Below are 26,914 nucleotides of genomic sequence, written 5' to 3' on the forward strand. Positions count from 1 at the left end.
GCAAGGAAAATCCTCCCAACCATCCTAATATAACAAACAACAATTTTATTTTATTACAATGGCTTTCTTCAATATCCCATTTATGATAACGTGATTTTATCACTCTAAATGCTCTTCATATACTCTAATAATTTCTATTGCAGGGTCTATGTCTTGTAATTTATGAGCCAAACTTTCTACACCAAACACTTCTGTAAACGTATGACTACCTACAATTAAATTAATTCCTTTAAATTTCGCATGTTGCACTGTATATAATGTTTTTTCACCTGTTATGTACGTGTCACATCCTTTTTCTAATGCACGTTCAATCAAATTTGTATTGTTTCCTGCACCGGTTAAGATTGCAATCCGTTTTACTGGTTTATCGTGATTTCTCCAGCTCTTCACTTTCTCTTCCATTTTTTCTTCAAGTTTTCCAACTAAGTTTGAAAAAGGAATCGCTTCTTTATATTCTCCTATTCCCGGTAGTTCTTCTTCCTCATACGTGGAATATTCCAGTATTGTATCTATCCCAATTCCGTTAAATAACGATGTACACGTGCCAAACTTTACAAAATCTAACGGCAAATGAACCCAAAAATGATTCATTTCATATTGCTTCAATTTCTCAATACAAGCCTCTTCCATACCAAATAAAAAACTCCACGGCGCATGATGTGTAACTATCATATCGACTCCATTTCTATACGCTTCTTCAATAGTTTCTAACGTTAAATTTGTTGTGTAACCGATTTTGTGAAATTCATCTTTACTTATATGAGTAAAACCATATTCATCATCGCCGTATTTATGAAGATGCTCTCCAAATAGTGATGTTATATGTTCGTTAAACTGCTTTATATTCATTTTATTTCTCCTTTCATTTACTTTTATATTTCAAAAATAAGGAAATACTAAATAAAAACGTTACATACATATAGGAGGACACCATGAAACCTGAATTTTTAAAAGCTATACATGATGCCATTGGAAATGTTGAACACATTCATATAGAGGAAAACGGTGCTGACAGCTTACTTATCCATCATGATGATGCACAGCAATTACAACAAGTCGCTAAAACGCTAGAAAATAACAATTTTCGCTCTGCTTTAAGAACAACTGGAGATGCTTCGTATATTGAAGTGTTGAACAGATAATGAAAGTCCGGATGTATGCCGGGCTTTCTTTTTTATATTAAAACTTCAAGCTCTTTCACATACACCGCTGTTCCAGCAATATCTATTTGTAACTTTTCGTTTTCTATCCCTTTCGTTACATAAACAGTTACACGACCATCTTTATTTATTTCCTGTCCTTGCTCAACGATTAAGTTCAATTCATGTTCAAAATCTTTCTCTAAATACTCCGCATAATATGCTCCCATTACACCTGAAGCTGTTCCTGTCACTGGATCTTCAATCGGCCCAGCATAAGCTGACGAGAAATGACGGCCATGCATTTGTGCTAGTTCATCATAAGTTTCTAGACAAATTGGGTGAATAGAAGCATTAGGTATTTCTCTTAATACTGACGGAAATGCGGCATTATTAGGTTTCATTCTCTCACACGCATCTAGATTTTTAATCGGCACAATTACAGTCCAGTTTCCTGTACTTCCATATACTATCGGTAAACTTACATCTAAATCATTTACTTCTAAACCAATACTATGAGCTAATTCTTCTTTTGAACCTGCAAAATCTTTAAACTGAGGTGCTGTCTGCCTCATTTTAATAAAGGTTTCCCCATTTTCATTTACACCTATTTGTATCGGTAAAATCCCAGCCTTCGTTTCAATCGTAAGGTTACTTTTCTCTTCTAATAAACCTTTTTCGCGCAAGGCATATATTGTCCCTACTGTCCCATGACCACATAAATCCATTTCAAAACCAGGTGTAAAATAGCGCATTCTTATATCTCCTACTTCTGAGGAAAGAACAAAAGTTGTTTCGTTATATCCAACTTTTTCAGCAATAATTTGCATTTCCTCTTCCGTTAATCCATCTGCTTCTAATACAATACCTGCTGGATTTCCCTTATTTGGTTTATTCGTAAATGCGTCGTAATGAAATACGTTTATAGTCTTCATTTTCTTTTCTCCTTATTTGTCCATTTCTTTATTTTTATAATCAATAAGAAAATCCATCTAACCAACTTTCGTAATCATCTTTTTGAAATGGACGGATAATGAGTCTATCCGTCTCTACTTCTAATAACGGTAGCTTCATTTAATTTCATCCCTCGAATTATTAATTGAATATTCTTTATTATCTTACACAAAATACAAAATCTAGTAAATTATTATGTTTTTGATAAATAAAAACCCAGTCATGCTTTATACATAACTGGGTTCTCCATCGTTTCATAATTTTCTATTTCACAAGAACTACATCTCGTAATTCCCTCTTCAACACTTTTCCTAAAGCGTTTTTCGGTAACTCATCCATGAATACCACTTCTGGTATTTTGTAACTGGCTAATTTCTGTTTACAATACTGAGTAATACTTTCTTCTGTTAATATTGTTTCGCTATCCTTCACAATGAAAGCTCTTGGAACCTCTCCCCAAAAGTCATCTAGAACTCCAACTACTGCAACTTCTAAAACACCATGTATTTCATGAATAACATCTTCTACTTGATCTGGATATACATTGTCACCACCGCGTATAATAACGTCTTTATATCTTCCCATAATATGCAGGAATCCATCGTCATCTATCATGCCAGCATCACCCATGTTAAACCAGTTATCTTTTACTACCTTCTTTGTCGCCTTTTCATTATTCCAATACCCTTTAAACATGTATGGACTTTTCACATGAATCTCTCCAACTTCATTTGTTGTTAATTCATGTCCTGTTTCTGGATGAACAATTTTCACCTCTACATTTTTTAAGGTTTTTCCTACAGAAGACATCTTTTCTTTTCCCATCATTGGATGCCATGAGGTTACAACCCAACCTTCTGTACTACCATAACCTTGCACCATATATATTCCTTTTTCCATATATTTTTGAATGAGTGTTTCTGGCACTTTTGTACCACCGCTTTGTGCTACTTTAAAGGTTGAAATATTACGTTCTTTTTTATTTAATTCATCAAGCATGTAACTATAAACAGCAGGGAACGCAAGCATCGTAGTAATTTTCTCTTCTTCAATCTTATCCCAAATAAGAGTAGGATTCGAATCAGCTAAGAAAATCATCGTAACGCCATGATAAATACAATTTAAAATAGAAAGCACGCCACTCATATGAAACAATGGATGCACAGATAAAAAGCGTTCACCTGCTGGGATTTCTCTTTGTCCCGCAATTTCAGCAAAATAGTGATGTAAGTTTTTATGTCCAATTACACATGCTTTCGCCTGTCCAGTCGTTCCTGAAGTAAATAAGTAAATGGCGTCGTTTTCTTCATGAACTTCTACGTTCGGTTCTGTCGTTGGCTGTTTTTGGAGCTCTAATTCAAATGAACCAAAACCTTCTTTTGTCGTTTGAATTACATAAGGAATTTCTTTAACAGCATCAACATTTAATAACACTTCACTAAATTCTTCATCAATAACTAACACTTTTAATTTCGCTTCTTTTACAATCGTTTCTAATTCATATACAGTAAGCTGATGATTTAGCGGAATAAATACCGCTCCAATTTTTAAACTTGCCATCATAACGCTTGGAAATGGGTGATTATTTTTGCATAGTATTCCTATACGATCTCCTCTTTGCACACCATTATGTAACAAATAATGTGCAAGCTGATTTACTCGTTCATTATATTGCTGAAACGAATATCTTTTCTTTCCTCCTACAAGCGCTTCCAAATTTGGTGACTGCATTGCTCTCTTTTGTAATAATTGTCGCATCGTTCTCAAGTAAAACTCCCCTTTATATATGTTAGGTTTTTTATTTTACCAGATTAACTATTAATTTACTAAAGATTACACTTAGTGAATATAAGAAGAATATAAAATAGCCATTTACTTCACAAGTAAATGGCTATTTTTCATTATATATTAGAATACTTCTTGTTCATTACATATTGCACATACTCAGGTGCACTTTTATCAATCTCTTCATCACTTAGTTTATATTCTGCACCATATAAATAAAAGGAAGGTATAAATTCCATACCTGTATATAGGCATGTAGCTTGGAATGGTTTCGTCAACTCATCCATTGTAATCCCACTATTTTCATAGTCTTTTTCTAATCCACCTATAGAAATAGCTACACCAAATTCTTTCCCCTTCACTTTATCTCCTTGTGATCCGTACGCAAATCCATATGTTAATACATCATCGAACCATTTTTTTAATAATGGTGGTGTGCTGTACCAGTAAAGCGGAAATTGAAATATATATCTGTCATGTTCTACTAATAACTTTTGCTCTTCTTCAATATTAAACTCCCAATCGGGTGCCACCTTATATAATTCATGCACCGTAATTTCATCTGAATGTTTCTCAAGTTCTTCTATCCATCTTTTATTAATTTTTGATTTTTCAATATGAGGATGTGCTACAATTACAAGTGTTCTCATCATTTTCCAGCCCCTTTATAAATTAATCAATCCTTTACGTATTAGTATGAATGAGTTACATATAATTGAAAAGTACGTACTTTCAGGTACTATAGGAACCTTGAAGTACCTTTGGAGGTGTTATATGAATCAAAATGATAATTGCCCAATTGCAACAACACTCGATGTAATCGGTGGAAAATGGAAAGTTCATATTTTATGTATTTTGTCGGATGGAAAAATGCGAACAAATGAAATTAAACGAGAAATCCCAAACATTACACAAAAGGTTCTTACACAACAACTTCGGCAACTTGAAGCTGATGGGATTATCTATCGTACCGTATATCAAGAAGTACCACCAAAGGTTGAGTACACCATAAGTGAATACGGAAAATCTTTAATGCAAATAATGAATGATCTGTTTGAATGGGGAAAAGATCATCAGATTAAAAGATTACATGACTAAAAAAGCACTATATACTTTGTTTAATCCTCTACGTTCATATTTTTTATTTTTATAAAGTTTATTTTCATCATTTTTTAGCTAACTTGTTTTCTTAGATTGATGGACGTCACCCCACATCCATCAATCTAAAAAGATACAATTAGAAAAATGAGATTTCTATAAAGTTTCGCATATAAACACTACTTCCGCCTCATTAAACGCTCGCTCTACTTTTTCTAATCTCAATTGTACGTAAGCTATAAAGAAGCACCCCTAAACCGAGAATTTTTTTATTATTAGACGCACTAGAACCTAAGGTAATAGTAGGTACATTTAGACCCATAAACCTTTCACTCCATTCTATAGGCATATAAAAAGATACTCCTTAAAAATAAAAAACGCTATTCTCTCTGTAAAATCATAGAAAAGAATAGCGTTTTTTATTTTGAAATAGAAGTATGTATTTAAACTAAACATGCTAATATTGATTTTGTACGATTGTCAGTTACCTCATAATAAATTTCTAATCCTTTCCGAGTACCTGTAACCATTTTAGCAGCTTTTAGTTTAGATAAATGTTGACTAATTGTACTTTGAGGCATTTGTAAATCCCCATACATTGTTGTTACATTAGTAGGACCTTTTGCAAGCATTATTTTTACTAAAGATAGACGAACTGGATGCGCCAATACCTTTAACACTTCAGCGATTTCTTGAAACATTTCTTTTTTTTCTTTCATCTTATTTCTCCCCTTTTATATACATATTTATGTTATCCATATATATAATTCGAAGGTATATGCGTTTTTGTGTCCGTCATTTTAAAAAAATATAAAAAAACTTTAATCCGAAACTAAAGGATTAGCTTAACATAATGTCTCACCATTAATGATGAATAGGAATCTCATTATAGAAGCAGTAGTTTTTATACTACAACTCTACATTCAACTAACTAAAATCAATGAAAAAAAGAGCAGATAGTCCGCTCTTTTATGATGCCTCCTTATGTTCCGTGGAATGTTTAACACTCCCCAGTCTCTTTAGTTTATTCCACCCTACCGCTACTCCTCGAAGCGATGAGAATATAGATTTAATGACAACATAAGTCATAAATTGACGATAAATAAAACGTTGTAAAATTAACCATACTAATGGTTTCGGGTTTTCTTCCTCTAATTTAAATGCGAACAGAGAAGCGAGAAGATCCATTAAAAAGAATACAAAATAAAATCCTAAAACTTTTAGCGGATTACTACTAAATAGTCCTATAATCATTAATATATCTGCAAAAGGAGCAATGAATTGCAGAACATATTGGAATAACCACATGTTAGGCAGTGCAATAAACCCTAACGTTTTATGTTTTGAATTACACAACGCTTTTCGATGTTTCCAAAGACATTGAAGTGTACCATATGACCAACGATATCGCTGTTTAATAAGACTTTTCACATCCTCAGGTGATTCCGTAAAAGCATGCGCTTTTTCTTCATATACAATTCTATGCCCTTGACGTAAAAATGTAATAGTAAGATCGGTATCTTCTGCTAATGTATCTTCGCTTAAATATCCAGATTCAACTACATTCTTCTTGCGCCACGCCCCAATAGCTCCTGGAACTACTGTAATACAATTTAACTCATCAAAAGCTCTACGTTCTAAATTAAACCCTGTAATATACTCAACATGTTGCCAAGTAGTTAACAAATTCCGTCTATTCCCCACTTTGACATTACCTGAAACTGCAGCTACATTCTGATCTTCAAAGTGTCTAACCATTAAAGAAATAGCGTCTTGCGCAATAATAGTATCCGCATCTAAAGTGACAATGATTTCTCCTCGCGATTGTTGAAACCCTAGGTTCATTGCCGATGATTTCCCGCCGTTTTCTTTCTGAATGAAACGAACTTTAGGGTGTTTATAAAATGTTTCTTTCATTACTTTTGACGTACCATCTGTCGATCCGTCATCCACAACAATAACTTCAAATTCTCTATAATTACTATCCAAAATTGAGTGAATCGTCTTGGCTATCACCTTTTCTTCATTATATGCCGCTATGACAACACTAACAAAAGGTTGATAAGACGAATTAATATAGCGAGATAACGTCTGTCTTTTCTGCTTCCATGCAAAATAAATTAAGAATAAAAATCGAAAAATCCCTAATCCAATAGCAATATAAAAAATAGTTGTTAATATATGCTTAAAATATCCAGCTCCTGAAAAGACAGCTTTATTGTAAAGTAAATATTGCTTCCCCTCAGAAGAAACAGGAGGCATAATTTCATCTCGTTCTTTATTCATTAAATCTGAAATTGTTACAAAACTATATCCATGCTTTTTTAGGTCTTTAATAATGATTGGGAGCGCCTCTACTGTATGTGTACGATTCCCTCCCGCATCATGGAGAAGAATAATATTTCCCTCTCCCTTATAAATGGGATTAAGAGCACGCTTTACTAATTCATTTGTTGATGGTGTTGCCCAGTCTTCGGGATCAACTTTTTCCGCTACCATTGTATAGTTCATATTTTGTGCACGTAAAATAGGCAATATTTCATTTGATGAATCCGGGTTAGCATCCGCTTCATATGGCGGTCTAAATAAAACCGTAGAATGTCCAGTTACTTCCTGAATTAAACGTTGCGTCGTATTAAGTTCTACTTTCGTTCGTAGTAAAGACGTATCAGCTATGTTAGGATGCTTGAAAGTATGATTGCCAATTTCATGCCCTTCATCGTATATTCTTTTTACAATACTAGTATTTAGTTGTGCGTTTTCACCAAGTACAAAAAAAGCAGCTTTTATTTGATTCTCTTTTAATATATCTAAAATTTCTGGCGTATATTTCGGGTCTGGTCCATCATCAAATGTTAATACTACTTGTTTCCCATTTGGTTTTCCATATCGTTGCACTTCATATGCAGATGGTAAGGATTGATATACTTCATCTGTAAGGTAACCATCTTTGCCTACTTTAAAATCTCTCAATCCATTTTTTCTTTCATTCTCAATCTGTAAAATTTCACCTTGTCCAGAATAATTTACTTCATCTAAACTATTGATTTTATGTAATACATTAGGATTTTTTTGTGCCTCAATCGGATTTTTTAAAACTTTCCATATTGTAGGGTCTTCTGCTCCTAGTCTCCATAACGCAAATCCCTTTGCATTATTGTCCATTGCGATTTTCACTTGATTATAAAGAGTTACACCGTCTAAGAACCAAGCAGTATGTTCTTTCCCTTCTGTTTTATACCTAAAATAAGGGTTTCCACTCATTTTATCCCATTGAATTTTCATATTTGAATCATGAGCCATTGCCATAACTTCTGAGAAAGTTAAAGACTTCGCAGCTTCTTTACTATTTACTTGCCAATCATATCCATAGTTACCGAAAGCAACTATAAGCTTATTAGACGGAATATTCAGTTCTTTCAATGTATGTTGGAACCATTTATTTGAAGCAATTGGTCCTGGTTCCCCGGTTCCATAGTGCTCATCGTACATCATTACAATCATTCGATCTATTATTTTTGCTAACGCACTATAATCAAAAGCCTTATCATTAGCTGGAACATCTTGTGTAACGAGCAAATCATGTTGATGAAATTCCGTAGTAAGTTCTTTCATAAAATTTGTTAAGTTTTCTCTATCACTTTCAGGTACGGCCTCAAAGTCAATATTGATTCCTGAAAAATGATTCTTTTTAACTTGGCTTACTAAATCATTAATAAACTTTGTCTTTACATCATTTGAGGAATTCAGTAACTTATGAATTAGCCCACTATCAGGACCAGAAGCTTCCTCAGTATAGTTAGTAAGCAAAGGCATAATCTTCACTTGATTCTTTTCTGCCAACTTTACTATCTCAGGTTTTATCTCACTTCTAATCGTTAAATCTGCTTTTAAATGATACCACTCTGGTACTAACGTAGTTAATGAATCGATATTTTCTTTTAGAGAAGCGGTACTATTTTCATCCCAGTTTACATAAAAACCATACACTTCTTTAGGATGTTTACTATCCTTCGGCGGATTCACCAAATTTTTATTATCCTTCGTTTCGGTATTTAGGTTAAATTCTTCCTTCTTTAACTGCTGATCACTAAGTTTTTGATTAATTGGTACAAGTTTAGTATCTTGTTGTACAGCGGTATTCATATTTGGAATTTCTGGTGTTGAAAAAATACTTTGAAAGAAAAAATAAAATACAACACCTACACTAACTATTGAGATACATAGAAACCAAATAAAGGCTATGTTTCTCCTTCCTTTCGGATCATAAAAAACAGGTTTTTCTTTATCTTTCTCTTGTTGAATGTTTTTCTCCATTATATTTTTCACATACTCCTTCTTAATAGAACTATAGAATAATAAAGTGCAACTTTAATCAGTGAGGGCTTTGTTCATCCCCCACGGATTATCAGCCCAACTCCCACAATAGCGAGAGAAATCCTTTTAGCTTTGAAATGAATCTCTCACTTCCATATTCTATTGATTCTTCTTTTCATTCCCTTGCTGGTGGCCTCTATTTTCTTGTTGAGACCCCCTACCATTGTTCCCTTGCTCGTTTCCACCATTTTCTTTCTGGGATCCTCTTCCATTGTTCCCTTGCCCATTTCCATTATTCCCTTGTTGAGACCCTCTTCCGTTGTTTCCTTGCTCGTTCCCATTATTTCCTTGTTGTGATTCTCTTCCGTTGTTCCCTTGTCCATTTCCATTATTTCCTTGTTGTGATTCTCTTCCGTTGTTCCCTTGCCCATTTCCATTATTTCCTTGTTGTGATCCTCTTCCGTTGCTTCCTTGCCCATTTCCATTATTCCCTTGTTGTGATCCTCTTCCGTTGCTTCCTTGCCCATTTCCATTATTCCCTTGTTGTGATCCTCTTCCGTTGTTCCCTTGCTGATTCCCATTATTTCCTTGTTGAGCTTCTCTACTTTTATTCTCCTGTTGATTCCCTCTATTTTCTTGCTGAGATCCTCTTCCATTGTTTTCTTTTATTTGCTTCGATGACTGTTCCTCTGTTTTCTTTTGTTCTTTCTGCTCTTGCTTTTCATATTTTTTTTCGTCTACAGGAGATAAATCCATTGATGCATCAGGAGATGACTCCGGCTGTGATTGCACCTCTTCTTCATTTTCCACCGGATTAGGCGGCGTGGCAGGAGGCGTAAGCGATTTGTTTTTCTCATTCTCTTGCTTTATATAGACACCTGTGCCAATTCCAGCTTTTCTAGCATTCTCTCGTACTTGCATCGTGCTACTTTGATATTCAACTGTAATATGTTTTAACTCATATTCTTTCTTTAATTCTTTCATTGCCTTTTCTAACTGTGGTTCTAGCGCCTTGTCCTTTGCAACTGCTGTTAGCATAACTTGCTTATCATTCGTTAAATACTTATCCTCTTGGCTTTGCTGTATAATAGTACGTACTACTTCTTGCAATTGTTTATTTTCCCATTGCTTCAATTCTTTTAAAATACGCCTTCCATCATCATTACAAGCCTGTAAATCTATAACACGAAAATCCTTCGTTACGCTCACCTCTAAACTTGGATTTATATCAACTGAGACGTAAGCAAATACTTTTTCTTCTGGTTGGTTGTAGAAAAACAGCACTGCAAATAGAAAACAAGCAACAAGTATTGATGCAGGTTTTAAAAAGGAAGGGATCGAAAAATGCGATGCTTTTTGTTCTTGCTCATCAAATGAGATTTCCTCCCCAATCATGCAAGAATCCCCTTTTCTTTTACACGTAATAAACTCTCCATTTGGTGTTAAAACAACTACGCTATGCTTTTTTATATCCATCACAATTCCTTTATTCATCATGCTTTTCCCCTCTTATGTAATCCAGAATATATGTATAGTTGTTTGCAAAAATAATACACATTGCAATAATGTATTTTCTATGTCGTTCCAACGTTTTACGACTTACCCTAACACGCGGTTCAATATGTTTAAGCGGTAACTTTTTCTTTCGGAACAGCTCTTCCATCATTTCCTCTTCTTTTATAATAACTTTTACAATTTCTATTAAGTGCTCACGCGTATCACGATGCTTAGGAGATTCTTTAGCAAGCTCTGAGAATGTGATTTTAAACTCAGCTAGCACACTTTGAAAATGAAGAATTTCCTCCTTACGGTTACTATTTTCCATCTCTTTCATATACTCTGTAAGCGACACTTGCATTTCTAACATTTCCTCTTGCTCATCTTCTTTTAAAAAGACAAAGTTATGTTTAGACTCCTTACGTATATAGTCAATTACATCTCTTTTTATAAGAAGATCAGCAAACGCTAAAAAGGATTTTCCTTTTGTATATGAATACTGTTCAATTGCTTCGTTAAACGCAAACAATCCAATGCTATATTCATCATCCTGTTCTGTAATATACCGGCGGCAGACAGATGAGATTGATTTTCTAATAAAAGGTTGATACTGTACGATAAATGCTTCTTTATCTTCTTCGTTGTTTTGTATGTTACATACGATATCTTCTATTTTCGGTTTTCTTAAGATCTTCATTACTAAACTCAACACTTGTAATCTCCCAGCCTCCTTCAAATAGCAAAATGGCCACTACACAAGTGACCATTTAACCAGATTTTCTTGGTACTTTTCTTCGGTCTTGTTTTCTTGCTGTTAGTTATATTTTTAGAGTCTAACGTTTTCTTAATGATTTTTCCTTTTCTCTCGGCACTACAGTTAAGTTTGTATTTTTATCTACTTTCTTATTTTCTACCGTTCGTTTTGCTTATTCTCTTTCTATTTTATCTGCAATCCTTGAATAACTCTTCTTTATATAATTGGTAATTTCATCCTTCCATTTTGGATGCCCACTTAATCTAGTAATTTTATTAATGCTTCTATATTCTTTCATAGTCATTTTTCTTCTATTTATTTTCTTCACTATACATATTCGGAGGAATACATAGTTTTATGGGGGTCAAAAAATATTTTCATAAAAAAATACATATTTATTTCAAAAATAAAAACCATCAATTTGAAAAAAGATAATCAAATTGATGGTTTTCTTATAATATCTATTAAATTAAGTTGGATTCTCATTATATCTAAAAAAGTACTAGCTATCCTCTGCCGATTTTCTCTATTTTCATCTTTCTTGGTTATCATAATATGTCTTATCTGCGTATTTTCTATCATTTCCTTTTAGATAAGCTAAAATTACTTTTGGATTTTTAAGTAAAGTCCAGTCTCCATATGTATCAAATCTTCTGCATGAAGTTATCATTCCATTTTTAATAGTACCGAATTTCTTATTATTTTTCTTTCCCCACTCTTTTAAACGTTTAGCGAAATCTGCATCTTCTGCCATAAGCATGTTTTCATTAAATCCGTTGATTGCCATAAAGTCTTTTCTATAGCACCAAAAAATCCCTACAGATATAGCTCCGTACTTAAAAAGTAAGGGGATTATGATTAACATTGCGGAGAGAAATATTCCTAAAGATATTCTTTCAAACTTACCATTCACCCCACCACCAATGTATGTACCTGAAGCTAAATATTTATCTACATTAAACAACATAGACTCTGTCATTATGGTATCAGCGTCTATAGTAACGATTATTTCTCCACTAGCTATTTTAGCCCCTGCATTTCGAATTTTAGATAAGTTTTTATCGTTATTTTTCAATGTAACACAATTATAAGATTTTGCTATTTCCTCTGTTTTATCTGTACAACGATTTAAAACAACTATAACTTCCGTTTGCTCTTTATATGCCTCTGATGCCTTTGCAATTGAATCTAAACATTTTCTAATGTACTTTTCTTCATTATGCGCAGGAATTATAATAGAAAACTTCACATCTTTTTTCAAATTAACTCCTGAAGATTCGTTTGTCTCAGTCATAATATTCCCCCCTTATTTTATAAGGTAAATATCTACTATACATAAATTATATTAATATTTATTAGGTTATATTATAGAAACTGACGGTAAAGAGGCTCTTACTGTCGACGTTCAAAAGCAAGACGTACAGCAAGCCCCGTTAAAACACTTGCCATAAGCCAACGCTGTACTCGTAGCCACGTCGGGCGTGTGCCAAACCATTTTGCAATTTTACTTGCTGTACATACAATTACAAGGTTAACTATAAAGCTAACAGTGATTTGCGTAAGCCCCAAAACTGCACCTTGAAAAAGCAACGATCCCTTCTCTGGATCTTCAAATTGAGGTAGAAGTGATACATACAAAATAGCAATCTTTGGATTCAGAAGATTCGTCATGAGTCCCATCAGGAATAATTTCCTTGGTGGCTCATTAGAAATCATACGAGGTTCCATAATAGATGTAGCACCCGGTTTAATCGAATTCCAGGCGAGCCAGAGCAAGTAAGCAGCACCTGCCCACTTTACCGCTTCATATACAGCGGGAACAGCAACGAATAGAACTGTAAGTCCAAACATAGTTGCGATTATATAGATTACAAATCCGAGCATGATGCCCAATAAAGAAATAAATCCCGCCATACGTCCTTGCGTAATGGAACGGGAAATGAGGTAAATCATATTAGGCCCAGGTGAACAAACCATGCTAAGCGAAACAATTGCAAAAGCTACCAATGTACTCAAGCTGACCATAAACCTTCCCCCTTTATGTTACATAAAATTTCCTATTGTACATTTTATCATGATTGAGGAGAGAAAAGATTAATATAAACCGATGCAGCTAAGTAATATTATCGGATCGAATGTATTGTAATCACATACTTCTCATTCTCTTAAGTAAGGATCTAAGAGTACCCTATCCATAGAGCTACTAAAACCACTACAAATAAAGCTAAACAACATGTGATATTTCGAATCCACTTTTGTATATCACCAAAATACCTTTCTATATATAGCGTTGATAGTAAGCATAAGAAATAAAACAAAGAAAGGCAGCGAGGTATAGGTCCATTTTTATCTTCATGGCTGGAATTATACCCCTTACCAAACTTCTAAATAAAATGTATAGCTGAGTAGTTACCTTATTTCCCAAAAAAAAATTCTGATTATTTCTTTTTCACTTCTTCTACAAATTCCCATGTCTCTCCGTTATCTTTTGATTGATAAAGTGCACTACTATCGCCATTGTAGTCTCCATCTGCCCCTTGTCCAACTAACATATTAAAAACCCCATCTTTCTCATATGGCATACTAGGTGAATCAAAAGGACTTATTGTGGACTGTGTATGATCTAATTTCACTTCATGCGGCGGATATTCTACCTTTTTGAAAGATACTCCCCCATCATCTGTGCGATATAACTCTCCTTCATTACCAGAAGGCCTAATTGCTCCTAAAAACCCAAGTTTATCATTTATAAAAGTGATTCCTGATACACTACCAATCCCCCCATTAAATGGATCTGGATTGATAACCTCCCATGTTTTCCCTTCATCACTAGTCTTGCTTAATGAATAAAAGGCGCTCCCTAATGCTTTATCTGTCATATTTAGTTTATAACCAACTTCTTTCGATAGGAAAAACTGTTCTTTTTCATTCTTTAAATCTTGTTGTTTCTTCTCTTTAAGCATATCTTCTTTTGGAGGCGTCTTTGATTTACTCCAACTTGCGTCACTTATTAAATTATATCTAGCAGGGACTAGCTCTTGCTCTTTTCCAGGGACAAATATAGATACAGTATATCCAATGATATCAGAAGCTGCTTTTTTAAGACTCTGCCCCTTACCATCCTCAGTAATATTAATAATTCCCTCTGTATTGGATCCCCAATTTCTTTTTCCATAATAAATCAACCCATACTTACTTTCATTCCATTTTCTAACCGTTTGCTTAACTGGAATCGCCTTAACCGTTTCAATTAAAGGTTCTACTAATTTATCATCATTATAATCAGGCTTTGCGTATCCGTCTCGTATTATAGTAATATCTTCTGACTTCTTCTTATTATAAGAGATTAAATAAGTTTCTTCTTTCCCATCATCATTTTTCCCATAAACAAATGTATCAAACGCTATGATTGTTCCATCTGAATGAAATGTAAGATCAAAATCAGTTGCCATATACAATTTCTTTGGCAAAGGATATTTTTTATTTATATCTTCAAAAATACCTTCTACTCCAGACTTATATATATTATTATGTTTAAGTTTAACTGACCTTTCATGTTTTAACTTTTCTATAAACCATGCCAATTTACCATTGTAATTTATTGCACTTTTATAAATCTGCATCCCATAAAATGATGTAATTGCAACAATAATGATAATAGAAATGGATCTCCATGCTATTGAATTAGTTAATTTTTTAGATTCATATTCTCTATTTTTTATCATCCGTATTGTAGTAAATGTAGTTATGGATATAAAAAGTACTATACATAATAACAAAATGTAAATATTATAATTCATTCTTCCGTACTTACAGTATAAGGCCAACTCATAGCAAAAAATTCCGTATACAATTATTAGTATTGGATTTGTTACTAATGACAGAAGTATCCTTTTTGTATTTTCTCTAAATATAGAAACCACCCCTAATTACATGAATTACTGATATTAAGTATACTTTATTGTAAAGTAACAAAAAAGCTATTTAATCTTGCCGCAAAAAATACAATAGACATCTTTCTATTAAAGCCGTTTACAAATCTAGTTGTTTCATAGACAATGGATTTTTGAGTCAATACTAAAGTTGCTTCATTTATATGAATTACAAATTCAAGCATGATGCTCAATAAAAAAATAAATCCTGCCATACGCCCCTACGTAATGGAATGAGAAATAAGATAAATCAAAATAGGCTCAGGTGAACAAACCATACTAAGTGAAACAAGCGCAAAAGCTAGCAAAGTACTCAGGCTCACCATAAACCTTCCTTCTTTATGTTACATAAAATTTCCTATTGTACATTTTATCATGATTGAGGAGAGAAAAAATTAATATAAACCGATGCAGCTAAGTAATAGTATCGGATCGAATGTAGTGTAATCACATATTTCTCATTCTCTTAAGTAAGGACTAAAAATAACCTATCCATAGAGCTACTAAAACCACTACGAATAAAGCAAAGCAACATGTAATATTTTGAATCCACTTTTGTATATCATCAAAATACTTTTCTATAAATGCAGTGTAAATAGAAAGCATAAGAAGTAGCACAATGAAAGTAAAAGATCCCAATTTATCGTTAAATTTTTCATTAGTAAATGTACTTACATGAAGGAATAGAAAAACAAACGTTACTATGAATAGCTCAAATAATCTTTTTTATTCAATCTGCCACCACCTTACAACAATTCCCTTTTATTCCATTTTATCAGAACATACTGTGTAGCAGTATATGAATATTATATTCATTTCAAAAAGGCCAACAATACAAGATCGTTAGCCTCTACTTTCCATATTCGCACCTTTTATCACTTTACTTACTAACAACCGGAATCCACATTTCACCAAATACTAGGCCATTTCTCTGTCCCATCTCAACCGTTGTATTCGGTCCACCAACATAGGCAAAATCCTTTGCTTCTGGTAAAGCTTGACCGAAGGCGATGCCAGTAAGCTTATTACTTAGCTCTTTAGCCGTTTTGTCTTCCCCTTTCACTACTAAGTATTCTCCCCTCGGAAACTGAATCACTCTAGATTCTTCTTCTATTTGTGCTTCTGTCATGACACCCGCATAATACATCATTTTGTTATTCACCGCTTCGCTCACGGAAAAAATGTATTCATTTGTAGCTAAAGCTTTTAAAGTGTCCAGCCTTCCATCTTCTTTAACAGCCGACCAAAAGTGTTCCTTTTCTTTATTTATTCCAGCAAAGTTTGTGTATTCACTCTTAATTTCAGTTCCAATACCTAACACAATAAAGCTATCTTTTTCTTCTATAGTATAATTTTTCATATTCAAAACCTGCCTCTTTTTTTATTAATCAAACGATTTATCTTTTCATCTGATACGTTTATAATATCTTTAAACCATGTCAAAAAATGATACTGTTTAGGAGACCAAAATGAAAAAAGTTGAACGGATCAATACAATTATGCGATATATTAACAACCGCTCTCACTTTACAATTTCTGAAATCATACGAGAATTTAACATATCACGATCGACAGCTATTAGAGACATTAGAGAAATTGAAGCTATGGGAATGCCACTTGTCGCTGAAGTTGGGAGAACGGGTGGATATTTTGTTATGCATAATTCTATCCTGCCCGTTGTTCGCTTTACTGATAATGAAGTGAAAGCTCTTTTTATTGCCTTTATGGCTACGAGGAATCAACAACTTCCCTACCTAAAGAGTCGTCAATCTTTAGCCGAAAAACTACTAGGACTCATCTCAGAAACCCAGCAGGATGACCTTGTTCTTTTAAATCAACTCTTGCTGTTCCAAGGAACTAATCCTCATAATCCCGATCTACTTGAGCTTTCTGATCTCCCCCATCCTATGTTAGAAAAACTCATTCAAATCCTTCTTTTGGATAACCATTTATTGATTACCATTAAAAAAGATGAAGAAATTAAGGCTTATCCAATTTATCTATTACACCTTTATCAAGAAAAAAGCCATTGGATTATTGAAGGATTTGACTTAAAAGAAGAAAAGAAGTTAATGTTTCCTGTCGATGATCTCATCAATATCGAACCATACACGACGAATAAAAGACTCAATAAGAAAAAGATTTTAGAAAAACTAAGTAAGAAGGCTGAAGCAATTAACCTTGTACTTGAACTTGGTCCGACAGCAATTGCCCAGTTCAAAAAATACCATCCTTTAAAAATTTCAATATCTTATACTAATCCTTACCAATCCACAGCCATTTTAAAAACTTTTATCAATGTTAACAATCCCGATGAAGTGACGGAAATAATAAATTGGCTGCTTTTTCTAGGGAAGGATATTAAAATCAAAGAAATACCCGATGAAGTATTAGCAGATTTACAAAAACGAGTGTGCTTATACATTCCATAAGCAGTGAGCCTCAAATATTAAGCTTTATCACTGGACAATTATTCTATTTTTAAATACCATTTCATTTACTACAATGAGAGCATGATAAATAATAAAAGCACGGAAAATCTCCCGTGCTTTTCTAAATATATATTATTCCTGAAGGTTTCGTTTATCTCGTTTCTTACCCTAACTGACGTTTAAATGCTTTACTGGCGAAAAAGTAAGAGATGACCATTATACCTACGCACCAAGCGAGCGCAATCCAAATATCGTTTCCAACAGTTCCTTCATATAAAAGAGCACGAATCGCATTCACGATTGAAGTTACAGGCTGATTCTCTGCAAACACACGAACAATTTTTGGCATCGTTTCGGTAGGCACAAAGGCCGAACTAATAAATGGAAGAAAAACTAGCGGGTACGAGTAAGCAGTCGCCCCTTCCATAGACCTCGCTTTCAATCCTGGAATGATAGCTAGCCATGTTAGCGCCAGCGTAAACATCCCAAGTATCCCAGCTACCGCGAGCCAATCTAGAATATTAGCACTGGAACGGAAACCCATTAAGAGTGCAACAAGAATAACCACCACGATAGTAAGTACATTAGCAACAAGAGAGGTTAGAACGTGAGCCCACAATATCGATGAGCGCTTAATAGGCATCGTAATGAAACGTGCCATCAGCCCACTCTTTACATCCGTAAAGAGTCGCACGGAAGTGTAAGCTACACCGGATGCGATAGCCATTAGCAAAATTCCCGGCAATAAATAATTAACGTAGTTTTCCGTTCCAGTTTTTATTGCGCCGCCAAACACGTAGACAAATAATAGCATCATCATAATCGGTGTAATCGCTACTGTAATAATTGTATCCGGACTGCGCATAATGTTACGCATTAAACGACCTAGTAATACACCTGTTTTACTTTTCATTTACATCTCCTCCTTTTTGCCAATGATCGCAAGGAATATTTCTTCCAATGTCGGTTGCTTCTCGATATACTCCACTTTTGCTGGCGGGAACATCTCTTTTAGTTCAGCAAGAGTACCTGTCGTAATAATTTTTCCGCCATGCAAAATAGCGATACGGTCTGCCAGTTGTTCTGCTTCCTCCAAGTACTGAGTCGTAAGCAAAATAGTTGTACCACTATCAGCCAGTTCCTTGACTGTATCCCACACTTCAATCCGCGCTTCAGGATCGAGTCCAGTCGTTGGTTCGTCAAGAAAAATAACTGCTGGCGCCCCAATCAAACTCATCGCGATATCAAGCCGGCGCTTCATCCCACCTGAATACTGATCTGCCCTTTGGTTTGCCGCATCAGTCAGGCTAAATCTTGCAAGTAGATTGTCAGCAACTTGAGCGGGATTGGAAACACCACGTAGCCTAGCTATCATTATCAAGTTTTCCCTCCCAGTCAGCATACCGTCTAAAGCTGCGAACTGCCCTGTCAAACTGATACTTTGACGAACATGATTTGGTTGACGCTGTACATCAAATCCGCAAATACTTACTTCACCGCCATCTTGCTTCATTAGCGTCGAAAGGATGTTGACCGTTGTCGTCTTTCCCGCTCCATTTGAGCCTAGCAGCGCGAAAATTTCTCCACGCTGCACCTCAAAATCTATCCCTTTTAAAACTTCCTTGTCTTTAAAGGATTTTTTCAAGCCTTTTACAGAAATCGCTGCATGACTCATACTTTTTTCCTCCCTATAAAAATGTTTTGCGGAGATAATTTATTTACCTCTATCTATTTAGTACCACTGATATTCTGTATCACTTAGTACCAAGCTAAAAATATAACTGAATAGCTATGGTGGCAATTCATATGTGTAACCAGCTAATCAGTCGGTATTACTTATTCCATTTATTTTTTTCTCAATTTCTTCATAATACTTTCATTCAAATCTTCACGATACTTGGAGACGTAAGTTTTAGCATTTGCCACTAGTTCGTCAGCAAAGGAAGCCACGTCATCCCCAGTAATGTCAAGCACTTGTCTTCCTTCTGCTGCACCAGCTTCAAACAAATCGATTAATTCATACTGTATGTGTAACATATCCATCCCGTTACCCGCTGAGAAATTCCACATGTAGTTTTGAATTTTCTTAAATACAAATTGGTAGTCCTCTGGCAGAGCCTCAACTCGTGCCATCATCATTTTGTACTCTTTTTTATCACCAATTAACTTTTTAAACATTTCTAACATCTTATTTTCCTCCTTTTTTATAAAACCGAACAAGAAATTCCCAAAGTATCGGCCGGAACATTTTATCTTATGAACCTATTTTGACTTCAAGACGTTAATTTTTGACGATACAAAATCCCATTTTTTCCAAAACAATTCAAGCTCTTGGCGGCCCTCTTCATTTAATGAATAAAACTTACGAGGCGGTCCCATATCTGATGGTTTCTTTTCAATATTCACAAGCTTTTTCTTCTCTAATCGTACAAGGATGGTATACACCGTACCTTCCACAACTTCGGTAAACCCAAGATCATTCAGATGGCGGGTAATCTCATAGCCATACGTTTCACGGCGACTGATGATTTCCAGTACACACCCTTCCAGTGAACCTTTTAGCATTTCAGTTAAATTTTCCATGTCCTGATCCTCCTTTACCCCCTATTCTGTCTGACTTATATTCAGTATCACAGAGTACTAAGGCGAATTTTTTTACTGAATAGCTTTTGAGTAAAACCACACTATTCAGTATCACTTATTACAACTACATTGTATGACTAAGTAGTTGTGGATGTCAACTTTATTTTCAAAAAAATTAAAAATCCGCTTTACCCTAACCGGATACAGCCTCCTTTTTTGTTGTAAGGGCCATCAAACTAGTAAAACAGAGCTGATTCAAAGTGTAATTTAAATCAGCTCTGCTTTATTGTTTTCATACCGTTATATCTTGTTTTTTCACGATACAAACTGTTTCTCCCTACCATTCCCATTGCATATAAAGCATAAAGGCAAGTGCGGTCAGAGAAAATTTCCAGAGATTATCCGTACATGATACGAGCTCCCAAAATACAATTCTATTAGAAATCTGTTCTCTGTATTCTCTTTTATTTTATTTCTGATAGTTGATTAGCAACACTATCTAAAAATTTTTCTACCTTTTCTTTTGATGTATCCGGCGCATGATAACCGATCGTAAATGTAAGCCTTCCATTATAAGAGCTTGCTCCCATTGAAAAGAATGGTGCATACATAATAGGTGATGTCATATACCCGTCCTCAGCTTGAATTTCACCAAACTGAATAGGTTCCTCAGCGATTACTCCCAAATTTGTCAGTAATGGCAACGCCATCCCCATCTGTACAGCCTGTTCATATTGCTGATTATACATTTCCTTCACTGTAGATAGCTTCATTTCTGCCAGTAACTCCATTCCTGCTGCTGAAGAAAGACCTGGATTTTGAGACTTTATTTTATCCATTGATTGTTTAACTCGAACAAGAGTCTGCTTAAATGTTTCATCGTCTTCCATTTTAATCACTGGCATTTCCATACCGGATAAGTTGCAAATAGCACCAGTTGTATTATTAGGCAGATATCGACGTAAATCAATTGTCAAGCCAATCATTTTTTCTGCAGTGCGAGGTTCTGCATACACAGTGAAATGTGATAAAGCTCGGAAGTATGCAGTCATGATTACATCATTCAAGGTAGCCTGTTGAGCTTTTGTCCATTGGGTTAAACGTAGAGTTTGCTCATGGCTCAATCGCCGTACGGACATTTGGGGAAATTTATTTTTGTTAGGTTGAGATGGAAAAGACCATAACGATGCCTGTTGTTCTTGGTTAGGACGATACGCACTTTTTATGTCCGATATTCCAGCGTATTTGAATACATGTGATTGATCTCGACAACTCTCATTTCCCTTATCAAATTCCTTTATAATTTGCTTCTTAGACCGTCCCAATGAAAGGTGAGTATATATCATTCCAAGCAATTTAATATATTCCTTGACTCCTGCACCATCTGAACATAGATGAGACAATTTCACAACTAACATATCTGTTGTAGTGCCCCGTAATAATTTCGTTTGAACCATAGGCCCCTGAATACGATCACCAGGTTCCTTAATAAAATCTATTGCCATTATTTCAAGTTCTTGATTATTTCCTTCTGCAAAAAAGCAAATAGATGAGTTAGTGTCAGATGAATGTTCCTCCCAGTAAGGAATATCATTTTCTACAAACCGGCTGTTCAAAACTGGTTGCAATTGCAACGTTATCCTTACTGATTCTTCAAGTATTTCCTTGGATATACCTACAGGAAAATAAAGAACTGCATTAATTTGTTGATCTGCAGAATAAAGACCTAATACATAATTCATTCGATCTTGTGGTGTTACTGAATACTTTCTTTTCTCCATAATTCCGTCCCCCTTTAGGACTTTTTGTATAACCCTATTTTCCATATGCTTATAATTTTTCTAGTCATTTTTCTTCAAGAGCTAATAACGCTTATTTTTCGAATTTTTAACGAAATCATCTTCTCCGTATTGGTTTCATTCTTTTTGCAGGTGATATATTCATTATTTTATTGTTATCAACACTGCCTAACCTCACAACAAAACCAAACAAGAATAAATTAAGTTTATATATACGTAAACATTTTATTATAACGTCTATAAATTATCAATATAGCAAATAAATCGTTTTTATGTCTGTCAATAAAAAATAATATATTCAAGGGCCACTTCATCATAAAAGATTGATGTGCATGTAAATGTACCCCTATCACTTTCAAAATAAGAATGAGAATTTTTTCAACAAAATAAGCTGCAGTTATTGATTTTACAGTAAGAAAAGCCCCTCCATTTTGAAGATGCGCAATCAAAATGAGTAGGGCTATTTCCAATTTAAATTTTATAAAAGAATGATTATCATAAATAATATTTTACTTTTTAGTCTACCTTATTATTTTCAATCCATTTTCCTAATAAATGAATGGATTTTATTCATATAATTTGAGGTGGTATCGTTGGTTTTTAAAAATAGAAAGCTTATTTTCAAATCAAATGAAAAAGAGGTAAAATTATAGATATTCATGTAGAAATTTCGTTTTGGGGATACTTAAAATCTTAAGGTGATGGGCATGTGGTGTTACACTTTAAAAGCTTTATAAAATTTATAGATATAGCGATTTTCTTTATTAATAATCATTTGTATGTACGTTTACTCACACACATACAAATGATTTATAAAGCTACAATTAAGTGAAAACATCTTTTCCGTTACGATAACATCATAGCCATGTCTTCTGCTGCATTTGTAATTAGTTTTAAACCAAATGTTTCTTGTAATACATCAAGCACGCCAGGTGAAATAAATTCAGGAGCCTTTGGACCGATGCGAATATCTTGAATCCCAAGACTAAATAGCCCGAGTAAAATGGCAACCGCTTTTTGTTCAAACCATGATAGCACAATACTTACTGGCAATTCATTCACTTCACATTGGAAAGCATCAGCTAAAGCAGCCGCTATTTTCACTGTAGAAATTGAATTATTGCACTGTCCTAAATCAATGTAACGCGGAATTTCCGTACCAGGTACAACACCGTAATCCACATCATTAAAGCGGAATTTTCCGCAAGAAGTTGTTAAAATAACCGTTTCTGGCGGAAGTGACGTTGCTAATTCACGATAATATTCTCCGCCTTTTCCCGGTGCATCACAACCGGCGATAACAAAGAAACGCTTTATTTCCCCCTCTTTTACTGCATCAATAATTTCTGGAGCTAATGATAATACTGTATTATGATGAAACCCTGTCACTAACTGTTCATCCGACTCCATATGTACTTCTGGAAGTTCTAGTGCTTTTTGAATTAATGGTGTAAAATCATCATTTTCAATTTTTTGTACACCTTCTAAACCTGCAATGTCATATGAAAAGAATCGATCAGAGTACGAGCCTTTAATTGGCATAACACAGTTCGTTGTAGCTAATATGGCACCAGTAAATTTTTCAAAAAGGCGTCTTTGATCATACCATGCCTTACCGATGTTTCCTTTTAAATGTTTATATTTTTTCAGCTGCGGGTATCCGTGTGCTGGTAGCATTTCAGAATGCGTATAAATATTAATGTCTTTTCCTTCTGTTTGCTTTAATAGTTCTTCTAGTGCAAATAAATTATGACCCGTAACTACAATTGCTTTACCTTCTACACGATTTTGTGTAATTTGTACAGGCTCTGGCACACCAAAATGATTCGTATGTGCCTCATCTAATAATTCCATCACCCGTAAAGCTGATTTCCCCACTTTCATAGCCATATCAATATGCTCTTGTTCGTTAAAGTTAGAATTTGTTAATGTCATATATAAAGCTTCTTGTGTTGTAGCATCTACAAATGCATCCGTATATCCTAGCTGAGCAGCATGTGTGCGATAAGCTGCAATTCCTTTTAGCCCAAACACAATCGTATCTTGTAAACTCGCAATCGTTTCATTCTTGCCGCACACACCCATTACTTTACATCCGCCTGCTGGCGTTTGTTCACATTGATAACAAAACATATCATCCCACCCTCTCCCAATCATTCATTACACCTTAAGCATAATACCCATTGAAAAAAAGTGATGTGATATCAATCACAATAATATATAAAGATTTGTGACAGTTCATATTGTTGACATAATATTTTTATTGACACTAAAAAATATGCATTAGTGTACACACATCTTTCGATACTTTTAAATAGCTAATTAATTTGGAGAAATATATACAACGAAAAAAATTTTTGAATCAAATGTACAAATAGTTGCAATTCATCACATATGAAATAGATATAAAAATACGCTCTTCTTTCTATCATTCAATAGAAAGAAGAGCGCATTTGTCATTTTAAGGAACTATCATTTTTTATTAAAGTCTTTATTGTAAACCTTTTTATTTACAATGCATTTACATTATCTTAACATTACTTACATTATTTATATGATATATTTATATAGAAGCTACTTAAGAAATTTCATATACATTTTATCTTTATGATCTCTTATCTAATCAATAAAAAGATCATGTTATATTTTTATAACAGGGGTGAATTACGATGACTGAAACTTTAAAAACACTTATAATGCTTGATGCTACTTATGTTGTTATAGCAATTATGACAGTACTAGTATTTGTATACTTGGAATTAAAATCTCAGTAATATATGCTGACGTAATCAACAGATTCAGCATTTAAATATAGTTAGAAGAAAGAGAGGAGAAAATTATTTCTCCTCTCTTTTGTATTTCTACAATTTCTTATTTTAATAAATCCAATGTATGTAAAAGTAATCCTTTGTTCCCTACTTCTCCATGACCAGGCACTACTGCATTTATATTTCTATATCGCTTCAGCACATTCTCAATCGATGTAGACCATTCATTTACATAAGCATCCGCAACGTTTCCTAAATCTTTCGCGGACGTAGATTTCACTAAACAGCCTCCAACTAAAATATTGTATTGCGGTAACCATACGACAATATTATCTTCTGTATGCCCTTTCCCTGGATAAAATGTTTCTACTTTCATATTTCCAAACTTCAAATTTGTAACGGTTTGTAAATCTCCAAGCGGTTCTTCATATCCATTTTTCTTTGCTAGTTCTGCAGTTAATGCTGTACTATGCGCTTTAATGCCTCTTTCTTTCAACGTTTTTATTCCACCAATTCGATCAACGTGCGCATGTGTAATAATGACATCCGTTACGCGCTTCTGAAATTTCTTTTCTACCATTTCTATTAGTTCCTTCGTTAATTTGTCATCCCAAGAAGAATCAACAAGCACTAGTCCTTTAGCAGTATTAAGAACTAGCCCGTTCGAAGGAACTGCTTCTCCATTAAAAGAACCTAACTCCGTATGAACCCATACATTCTTGTTTAACTGAGATATTGAAATGGTTCCCGTCTCATTTTTGATTACTATTTGCTCTACCTTTTGTGATGCTTGTGCAGAAGAAATCGTGCTAACAAATTGAGTTGTTCCTAGTAAACTTACACATAATCCTACTTTTAACAACGTATTCTTTTTCATGTTATCAACCCTTTCTTTCAAGCTAAATAGTAATTACCTATATTAGACAATTCATCTCAAATGCTTGTTCCATCTTCATTTGCATACTTTTATGTAATTAACAAAAAAGCGTACAAAATTTTGTACGCTTTAAAACTTAATCTTCCATTCCATAATTCTCAAACTCTTCCTCATTCCCATAAAATACATTCAAATCAATATACTTTTCTTTTCTATTTTTCTATTACACTTAAAACCAAAATTATATTTTGTTAAATTATAACATTCGGACTATAATTTATTTATAGCCCATTAACGGAGGTGTTTGCAATGACTCTCTTCGCTTCACCAACATTATTTATAGTAGCAATCATTTCATTTGCACTAGCTTATTTCATCGGAGTAAAGCAGTACACTTGGCTCTTATCAGGATTCAACGAACGCCGCGTGCCTGATAAAGTGAAACTATCAAAAATAGTAGGTCTTTATAATTTAATTGCTGGTGTCATTGCGACAATCGGTAGTGTCTTCACTACGCCTAATGTCACAATCGTTATTCCTATCACTCTAATTGGACACTTTATAATCGCGGCTTATGTAAATACACGCATGGTGCAGTAAAAAAGATCACCCAAATGGATGATCTTTTTTATAATTTATCAACATATTGCTTCGCTTCTAGTAAGGAAAAACCAAAAGCTTCTCTTACTCTCTTAACTGCTGTAATTTTTTTGCCTTCTTCTACAAGCTGGCGTAGTTCTTTATTAATTTCAGGTTCTCTTTCTATAATTCCCATTTCTTTCGTAATTAATTGTAATCTATCTTCAATTCTCTTTAAACGCGCATCATTTTTCTTTTCAATTGTAGTTAATTTTTCAGCGATATAAATGAAACCAACAGCTACTATCAGTATAACCATCCAGAATTCCATGAATGTTCCCCCTTACTAACTTTCATTTGCTTTATTCCACTAACTTATGTAAATTTTACCACAATACAC

General features: G+C 34.2%; 26 protein-coding genes and 4 pseudogenes. 4 read left to right on the plus strand and 26 right to left on the minus strand.

Going from position 1 to position 26,914, the window contains the following annotated elements; translation table 11 throughout:
• Positions 1 to 99: 99 nt before the first annotated feature.
• Entirely contained in the window at positions 100 to 849 is a 750-nt protein-coding gene (locus tag OXT04_RS08900; protein WP_001022440.1) for a Nif3-like dinuclear metal center hexameric protein, read from the minus strand.
• A gap of 83 nt (positions 850 to 932) precedes the next feature.
• Here OXT04_RS08900 and OXT04_RS08905 point away from each other — a divergent pair, with 83 nt between their 5' ends.
• Entirely contained in the window at positions 933 to 1,142 is a 210-nt protein-coding gene (locus tag OXT04_RS08905; protein ID WP_000801636.1) for a hypothetical protein, read from the plus strand.
• Between the two features lie 32 nt (positions 1,143 to 1,174).
• Here the strand turns inward: OXT04_RS08905 and OXT04_RS08910 are convergent, their stop codons facing one another.
• The 4 genes and pseudogenes from OXT04_RS08910 to OXT04_RS08925 form a co-directional block, all read right to left on the minus strand.
• Positions 1,175 to 2,074: a PhzF family phenazine biosynthesis isomerase gene (locus tag OXT04_RS08910; protein ID WP_267414156.1), complete on the minus strand. Its 900-nt coding sequence runs from the start codon at positions 2,072 to 2,074 to the stop codon at positions 1,175 to 1,177.
• A 46-nt stretch (positions 2,075 to 2,120) separates the two neighbouring features.
• Positions 2,121 to 2,213 (minus strand): annotated as a pseudogene (locus tag OXT04_RS08915) (GNAT family N-acetyltransferase); the annotation flags it as partial.
• Positions 2,214 to 2,357: 144 nt separating this feature from the next.
• Positions 2,358 to 3,851, minus strand: a complete 1,494-nt coding sequence (locus OXT04_RS08920) for a class I adenylate-forming enzyme family protein (protein ID WP_080451187.1) — start codon at positions 3,849 to 3,851, stop codon at positions 2,358 to 2,360.
• Positions 3,852 to 3,994: 143 nt separating this feature from the next.
• Positions 3,995 to 4,528: an NAD(P)H-dependent oxidoreductase gene (locus OXT04_RS08925; protein WP_016123075.1), complete on the minus strand. Its 534-nt coding sequence runs from the start codon at positions 4,526 to 4,528 to the stop codon at positions 3,995 to 3,997.
• A gap of 124 nt (positions 4,529 to 4,652) precedes the next feature.
• Between OXT04_RS08925 and OXT04_RS08930 the strand changes: the two genes are divergently transcribed.
• Complete coding sequence (locus OXT04_RS08930; RefSeq protein WP_001072980.1) at positions 4,653 to 4,976, plus strand: winged helix-turn-helix transcriptional regulator; 324 nt, start codon at positions 4,653 to 4,655, stop codon at positions 4,974 to 4,976.
• Between the two features lie 193 nt (positions 4,977 to 5,169).
• Here the strand turns inward: OXT04_RS08930 and OXT04_RS08935 are convergent, their stop codons facing one another.
• From OXT04_RS08935 to OXT04_RS08995, 12 genes and pseudogenes are all read right to left on the minus strand, one after another.
• The gene (locus tag OXT04_RS08935) at positions 5,170 to 5,325 is read right to left on the minus strand and encodes a hypothetical protein (RefSeq protein WP_176520590.1); all 156 of its coding nucleotides are present in this window, start codon (positions 5,323 to 5,325) and stop codon (positions 5,170 to 5,172) included.
• 94 nt (positions 5,326 to 5,419) lie between these two features.
• Complete coding sequence (locus OXT04_RS08940) at positions 5,420 to 5,695, minus strand: ArsR/SmtB family transcription factor (RefSeq protein ID WP_000660066.1); 276 nt, start codon at positions 5,693 to 5,695, stop codon at positions 5,420 to 5,422.
• A gap of 250 nt (positions 5,696 to 5,945) precedes the next feature.
• Positions 5,946 to 9,293, minus strand: a complete 3,348-nt coding sequence (locus tag OXT04_RS08945) for a trifunctional glycoside hydrolase family 18/polysaccharide deacetylase/glycosyltransferase family 2 protein (protein WP_267414157.1) — start codon at positions 9,291 to 9,293, stop codon at positions 5,946 to 5,948.
• A gap of 159 nt (positions 9,294 to 9,452) precedes the next feature.
• On the minus strand, positions 9,453 to 10,790 hold the full coding sequence (locus OXT04_RS08950; protein WP_267414158.1) for an anti-sigma factor domain-containing protein: 1,338 nt from the start codon (positions 10,788 to 10,790) through the stop codon (positions 9,453 to 9,455).
• A complete protein-coding gene (sigI, locus tag OXT04_RS08955) occupies positions 10,780 to 11,502 on the minus strand; it encodes an RNA polymerase sigma factor SigI (RefSeq protein WP_002094101.1) in 723 nt (240 codons plus the stop codon). Before sigI ends, OXT04_RS08950 begins: the two co-directional genes overlap by 11 nt.
• Before the next feature lie 574 nt (positions 11,503 to 12,076).
• Positions 12,077 to 12,838 carry a glycosyltransferase family 2 protein gene (locus OXT04_RS08960; RefSeq protein WP_000141007.1) on the minus strand — a complete coding sequence of 254 codons (762 nt, stop codon included), beginning with the start codon at positions 12,836 to 12,838 and terminating at the stop codon, positions 12,077 to 12,079.
• A gap of 98 nt (positions 12,839 to 12,936) precedes the next feature.
• Positions 12,937 to 13,569 (minus strand): LysE family translocator, encoded by a 633-nt coding sequence (locus tag OXT04_RS08965; protein WP_023522590.1) that lies wholly within the window; start codon positions 13,567 to 13,569, stop codon positions 12,937 to 12,939.
• Between the two features lie 152 nt (positions 13,570 to 13,721).
• A pseudogene (locus tag OXT04_RS08970) lies at positions 13,722 to 13,875 on the minus strand (DUF3963 domain-containing protein); the annotation flags it as partial.
• A 107-nt stretch (positions 13,876 to 13,982) separates the two neighbouring features.
• Complete coding sequence (locus OXT04_RS08975; RefSeq protein ID WP_080126354.1) at positions 13,983 to 15,467, minus strand: WD40/YVTN/BNR-like repeat-containing protein; 1,485 nt, start codon at positions 15,465 to 15,467, stop codon at positions 13,983 to 13,985.
• 146 nt (positions 15,468 to 15,613) lie between these two features.
• Positions 15,614 to 15,802 (minus strand): annotated as a pseudogene (locus OXT04_RS08985) (LysE family translocator); the annotation flags it as partial.
• Positions 15,803 to 15,953: 151 nt separating this feature from the next.
• Positions 15,954 to 16,181 (minus strand): DUF3963 domain-containing protein, encoded by a 228-nt coding sequence (locus OXT04_RS08990; RefSeq protein ID WP_267414171.1) that lies wholly within the window; start codon positions 16,179 to 16,181, stop codon positions 15,954 to 15,956.
• A 175-nt stretch (positions 16,182 to 16,356) separates the two neighbouring features.
• Positions 16,357 to 16,836 (minus strand): GyrI-like domain-containing protein, encoded by a 480-nt coding sequence (locus OXT04_RS08995; RefSeq protein ID WP_267414159.1) that lies wholly within the window; start codon positions 16,834 to 16,836, stop codon positions 16,357 to 16,359.
• 109 nt (positions 16,837 to 16,945) lie between these two features.
• On the opposite strand from OXT04_RS08995, the gene OXT04_RS09000 reads away from it, so the two are divergent.
• Complete coding sequence (locus OXT04_RS09000; RefSeq protein WP_267414160.1) at positions 16,946 to 17,908, plus strand: helix-turn-helix transcriptional regulator; 963 nt, start codon at positions 16,946 to 16,948, stop codon at positions 17,906 to 17,908.
• Positions 17,909 to 18,071: 163 nt separating this feature from the next.
• On the opposite strand, the gene OXT04_RS09005 is transcribed toward OXT04_RS09000, so the two are convergent.
• The 8 genes and pseudogenes from OXT04_RS09005 to OXT04_RS09040 form a co-directional block, all read right to left on the minus strand.
• Entirely contained in the window at positions 18,072 to 18,821 is a 750-nt protein-coding gene (locus OXT04_RS09005; protein WP_000837818.1) for an ABC transporter permease, read from the minus strand.
• Entirely contained in the window at positions 18,822 to 19,583 is a 762-nt protein-coding gene (locus OXT04_RS09010) for an ABC transporter ATP-binding protein (RefSeq protein WP_000017470.1), read from the minus strand.
• A 170-nt stretch (positions 19,584 to 19,753) separates the two neighbouring features.
• On the minus strand, positions 19,754 to 20,095 hold the full coding sequence (locus tag OXT04_RS09015) for a DUF1048 domain-containing protein (protein ID WP_000891986.1): 342 nt from the start codon (positions 20,093 to 20,095) through the stop codon (positions 19,754 to 19,756).
• Between the two features lie 75 nt (positions 20,096 to 20,170).
• Positions 20,171 to 20,491, minus strand: coding sequence for a PadR family transcriptional regulator (locus OXT04_RS09020; RefSeq protein ID WP_000429488.1), 321 nt, complete (start codon positions 20,489 to 20,491; stop codon positions 20,171 to 20,173).
• Between the two features lie 464 nt (positions 20,492 to 20,955).
• Entirely contained in the window at positions 20,956 to 22,272 is a 1,317-nt protein-coding gene (locus tag OXT04_RS09025; RefSeq protein WP_000415483.1) for a condensation domain-containing protein, read from the minus strand.
• Positions 22,273 to 23,136: 864 nt separating this feature from the next.
• A complete protein-coding gene (gene hcp, locus OXT04_RS09030) occupies positions 23,137 to 24,423 on the minus strand; it encodes a hydroxylamine reductase (protein ID WP_061661175.1) in 1,287 nt (428 codons plus the stop codon).
• Positions 24,424 to 25,161: 738 nt separating this feature from the next.
• Complete coding sequence (gene bla2, locus OXT04_RS09035) at positions 25,162 to 25,935, minus strand: BcII family subclass B1 metallo-beta-lactamase (RefSeq protein WP_016512508.1); 774 nt, start codon at positions 25,933 to 25,935, stop codon at positions 25,162 to 25,164.
• Positions 25,936 to 26,071: 136 nt separating this feature from the next.
• Positions 26,072 to 26,152, minus strand: a pseudogene (locus OXT04_RS09040) (GH25 family lysozyme); the annotation flags it as partial.
• 92 nt (positions 26,153 to 26,244) lie between these two features.
• Between OXT04_RS09040 and OXT04_RS09045 the strand changes: the two are divergent.
• Positions 26,245 to 26,535, plus strand: a complete 291-nt coding sequence (locus OXT04_RS09045) for a DUF3784 domain-containing protein (protein ID WP_000171773.1) — start codon at positions 26,245 to 26,247, stop codon at positions 26,533 to 26,535.
• Between the two features lie 28 nt (positions 26,536 to 26,563).
• On the opposite strand, the gene OXT04_RS09050 is transcribed toward OXT04_RS09045, so the two are convergent.
• The gene (locus tag OXT04_RS09050; protein ID WP_000397724.1) at positions 26,564 to 26,845 is read right to left on the minus strand and encodes a hypothetical protein; all 282 of its coding nucleotides are present in this window, start codon (positions 26,843 to 26,845) and stop codon (positions 26,564 to 26,566) included.
• Between the last annotated feature and the right edge of the window lie 69 nt (positions 26,846 to 26,914).

Origin of the sequence: Bacillus sp. GC_Bacil_1 (genome assembly GCF_026540675.1) — a bacterium.
Lineage (GTDB): Bacteria > Bacillota > Bacilli > Bacillales > Bacillaceae_G > Bacillus_A > Bacillus_A cereus.

Coding starts and splice junctions, on each gene's coding strand:
- OXT04_RS09015 (WP_000891986.1), bottom strand. CDS start 20,095: ATGTTAGAAATGTTTAAAAAGTTAATTGGTGATAAAAAAGAGTACAAA.
- OXT04_RS09005 (WP_000837818.1), bottom strand. CDS start 18,821: ATGAAAAGTAAAACAGGTGTATTACTAGGTCGTTTAATGCGTAACATT.
- hcp (WP_061661175.1), bottom strand. CDS start 24,423: ATGTTTTGTTATCAATGTGAACAAACGCCAGCAGGCGGATGTAAAGTA.
- OXT04_RS09010 (WP_000017470.1), bottom strand. CDS start 19,583: ATGAGTCATGCAGCGATTTCTGTAAAAGGCTTGAAAAAATCCTTTAAA.
- OXT04_RS09000 (WP_267414160.1), top strand. CDS start 16,946: ATGAAAAAAGTTGAACGGATCAATACAATTATGCGATATATTAACAAC.
- OXT04_RS08900 (WP_001022440.1), bottom strand. CDS start 849: ATGAATATAAAGCAGTTTAACGAACATATAACATCACTATTTGGAGAG.
- OXT04_RS08925 (WP_016123075.1), bottom strand. CDS start 4,528: ATGAGAACACTTGTAATTGTAGCACATCCTCATATTGAAAAATCAAAA.
- OXT04_RS09050 (WP_000397724.1), bottom strand. CDS start 26,845: ATGGAATTCTGGATGGTTATACTGATAGTAGCTGTTGGTTTCATTTAT.
- OXT04_RS08910 (WP_267414156.1), bottom strand. CDS start 2,074: ATGAAGACTATAAACGTATTTCATTACGACGCATTTACGAATAAACCA.
- OXT04_RS08940 (WP_000660066.1), bottom strand. CDS start 5,695: ATGAAAGAAAAAAAAGAAATGTTTCAAGAAATCGCTGAAGTGTTAAAG.
- OXT04_RS08995 (WP_267414159.1), bottom strand. CDS start 16,836: ATGAAAAATTATACTATAGAAGAAAAAGATAGCTTTATTGTGTTAGGT.
- OXT04_RS09020 (WP_000429488.1), bottom strand. CDS start 20,491: ATGGAAAATTTAACTGAAATGCTAAAAGGTTCACTGGAAGGGTGTGTA.
- OXT04_RS08930 (WP_001072980.1), top strand. CDS start 4,653: ATGAATCAAAATGATAATTGCCCAATTGCAACAACACTCGATGTAATC.
- OXT04_RS08950 (WP_267414158.1), bottom strand. CDS start 10,790: ATGATGAATAAAGGAATTGTGATGGATATAAAAAAGCATAGCGTAGTT.
- OXT04_RS09045 (WP_000171773.1), top strand. CDS start 26,245: ATGACTCTCTTCGCTTCACCAACATTATTTATAGTAGCAATCATTTCA.
- OXT04_RS09025 (WP_000415483.1), bottom strand. CDS start 22,272: ATGGAGAAAAGAAAGTATTCAGTAACACCACAAGATCGAATGAATTAT.
- OXT04_RS08945 (WP_267414157.1), bottom strand. CDS start 9,293: ATGGAGAAAAACATTCAACAAGAGAAAGATAAAGAAAAACCTGTTTTT.
- OXT04_RS08960 (WP_000141007.1), bottom strand. CDS start 12,838: ATGACTGAGACAAACGAATCTTCAGGAGTTAATTTGAAAAAAGATGTG.
- bla2 (WP_016512508.1), bottom strand. CDS start 25,935: ATGAAAAAGAATACGTTGTTAAAAGTAGGATTATGTGTAAGTTTACTA.
- OXT04_RS08935 (WP_176520590.1), bottom strand. CDS start 5,325: ATGCCTATAGAATGGAGTGAAAGGTTTATGGGTCTAAATGTACCTACT.
- OXT04_RS08965 (WP_023522590.1), bottom strand. CDS start 13,569: ATGGTCAGCTTGAGTACATTGGTAGCTTTTGCAATTGTTTCGCTTAGC.
- OXT04_RS08920 (WP_080451187.1), bottom strand. CDS start 3,851: ATGCGACAATTATTACAAAAGAGAGCAATGCAGTCACCAAATTTGGAA.
- OXT04_RS08905 (WP_000801636.1), top strand. CDS start 933: ATGAAACCTGAATTTTTAAAAGCTATACATGATGCCATTGGAAATGTT.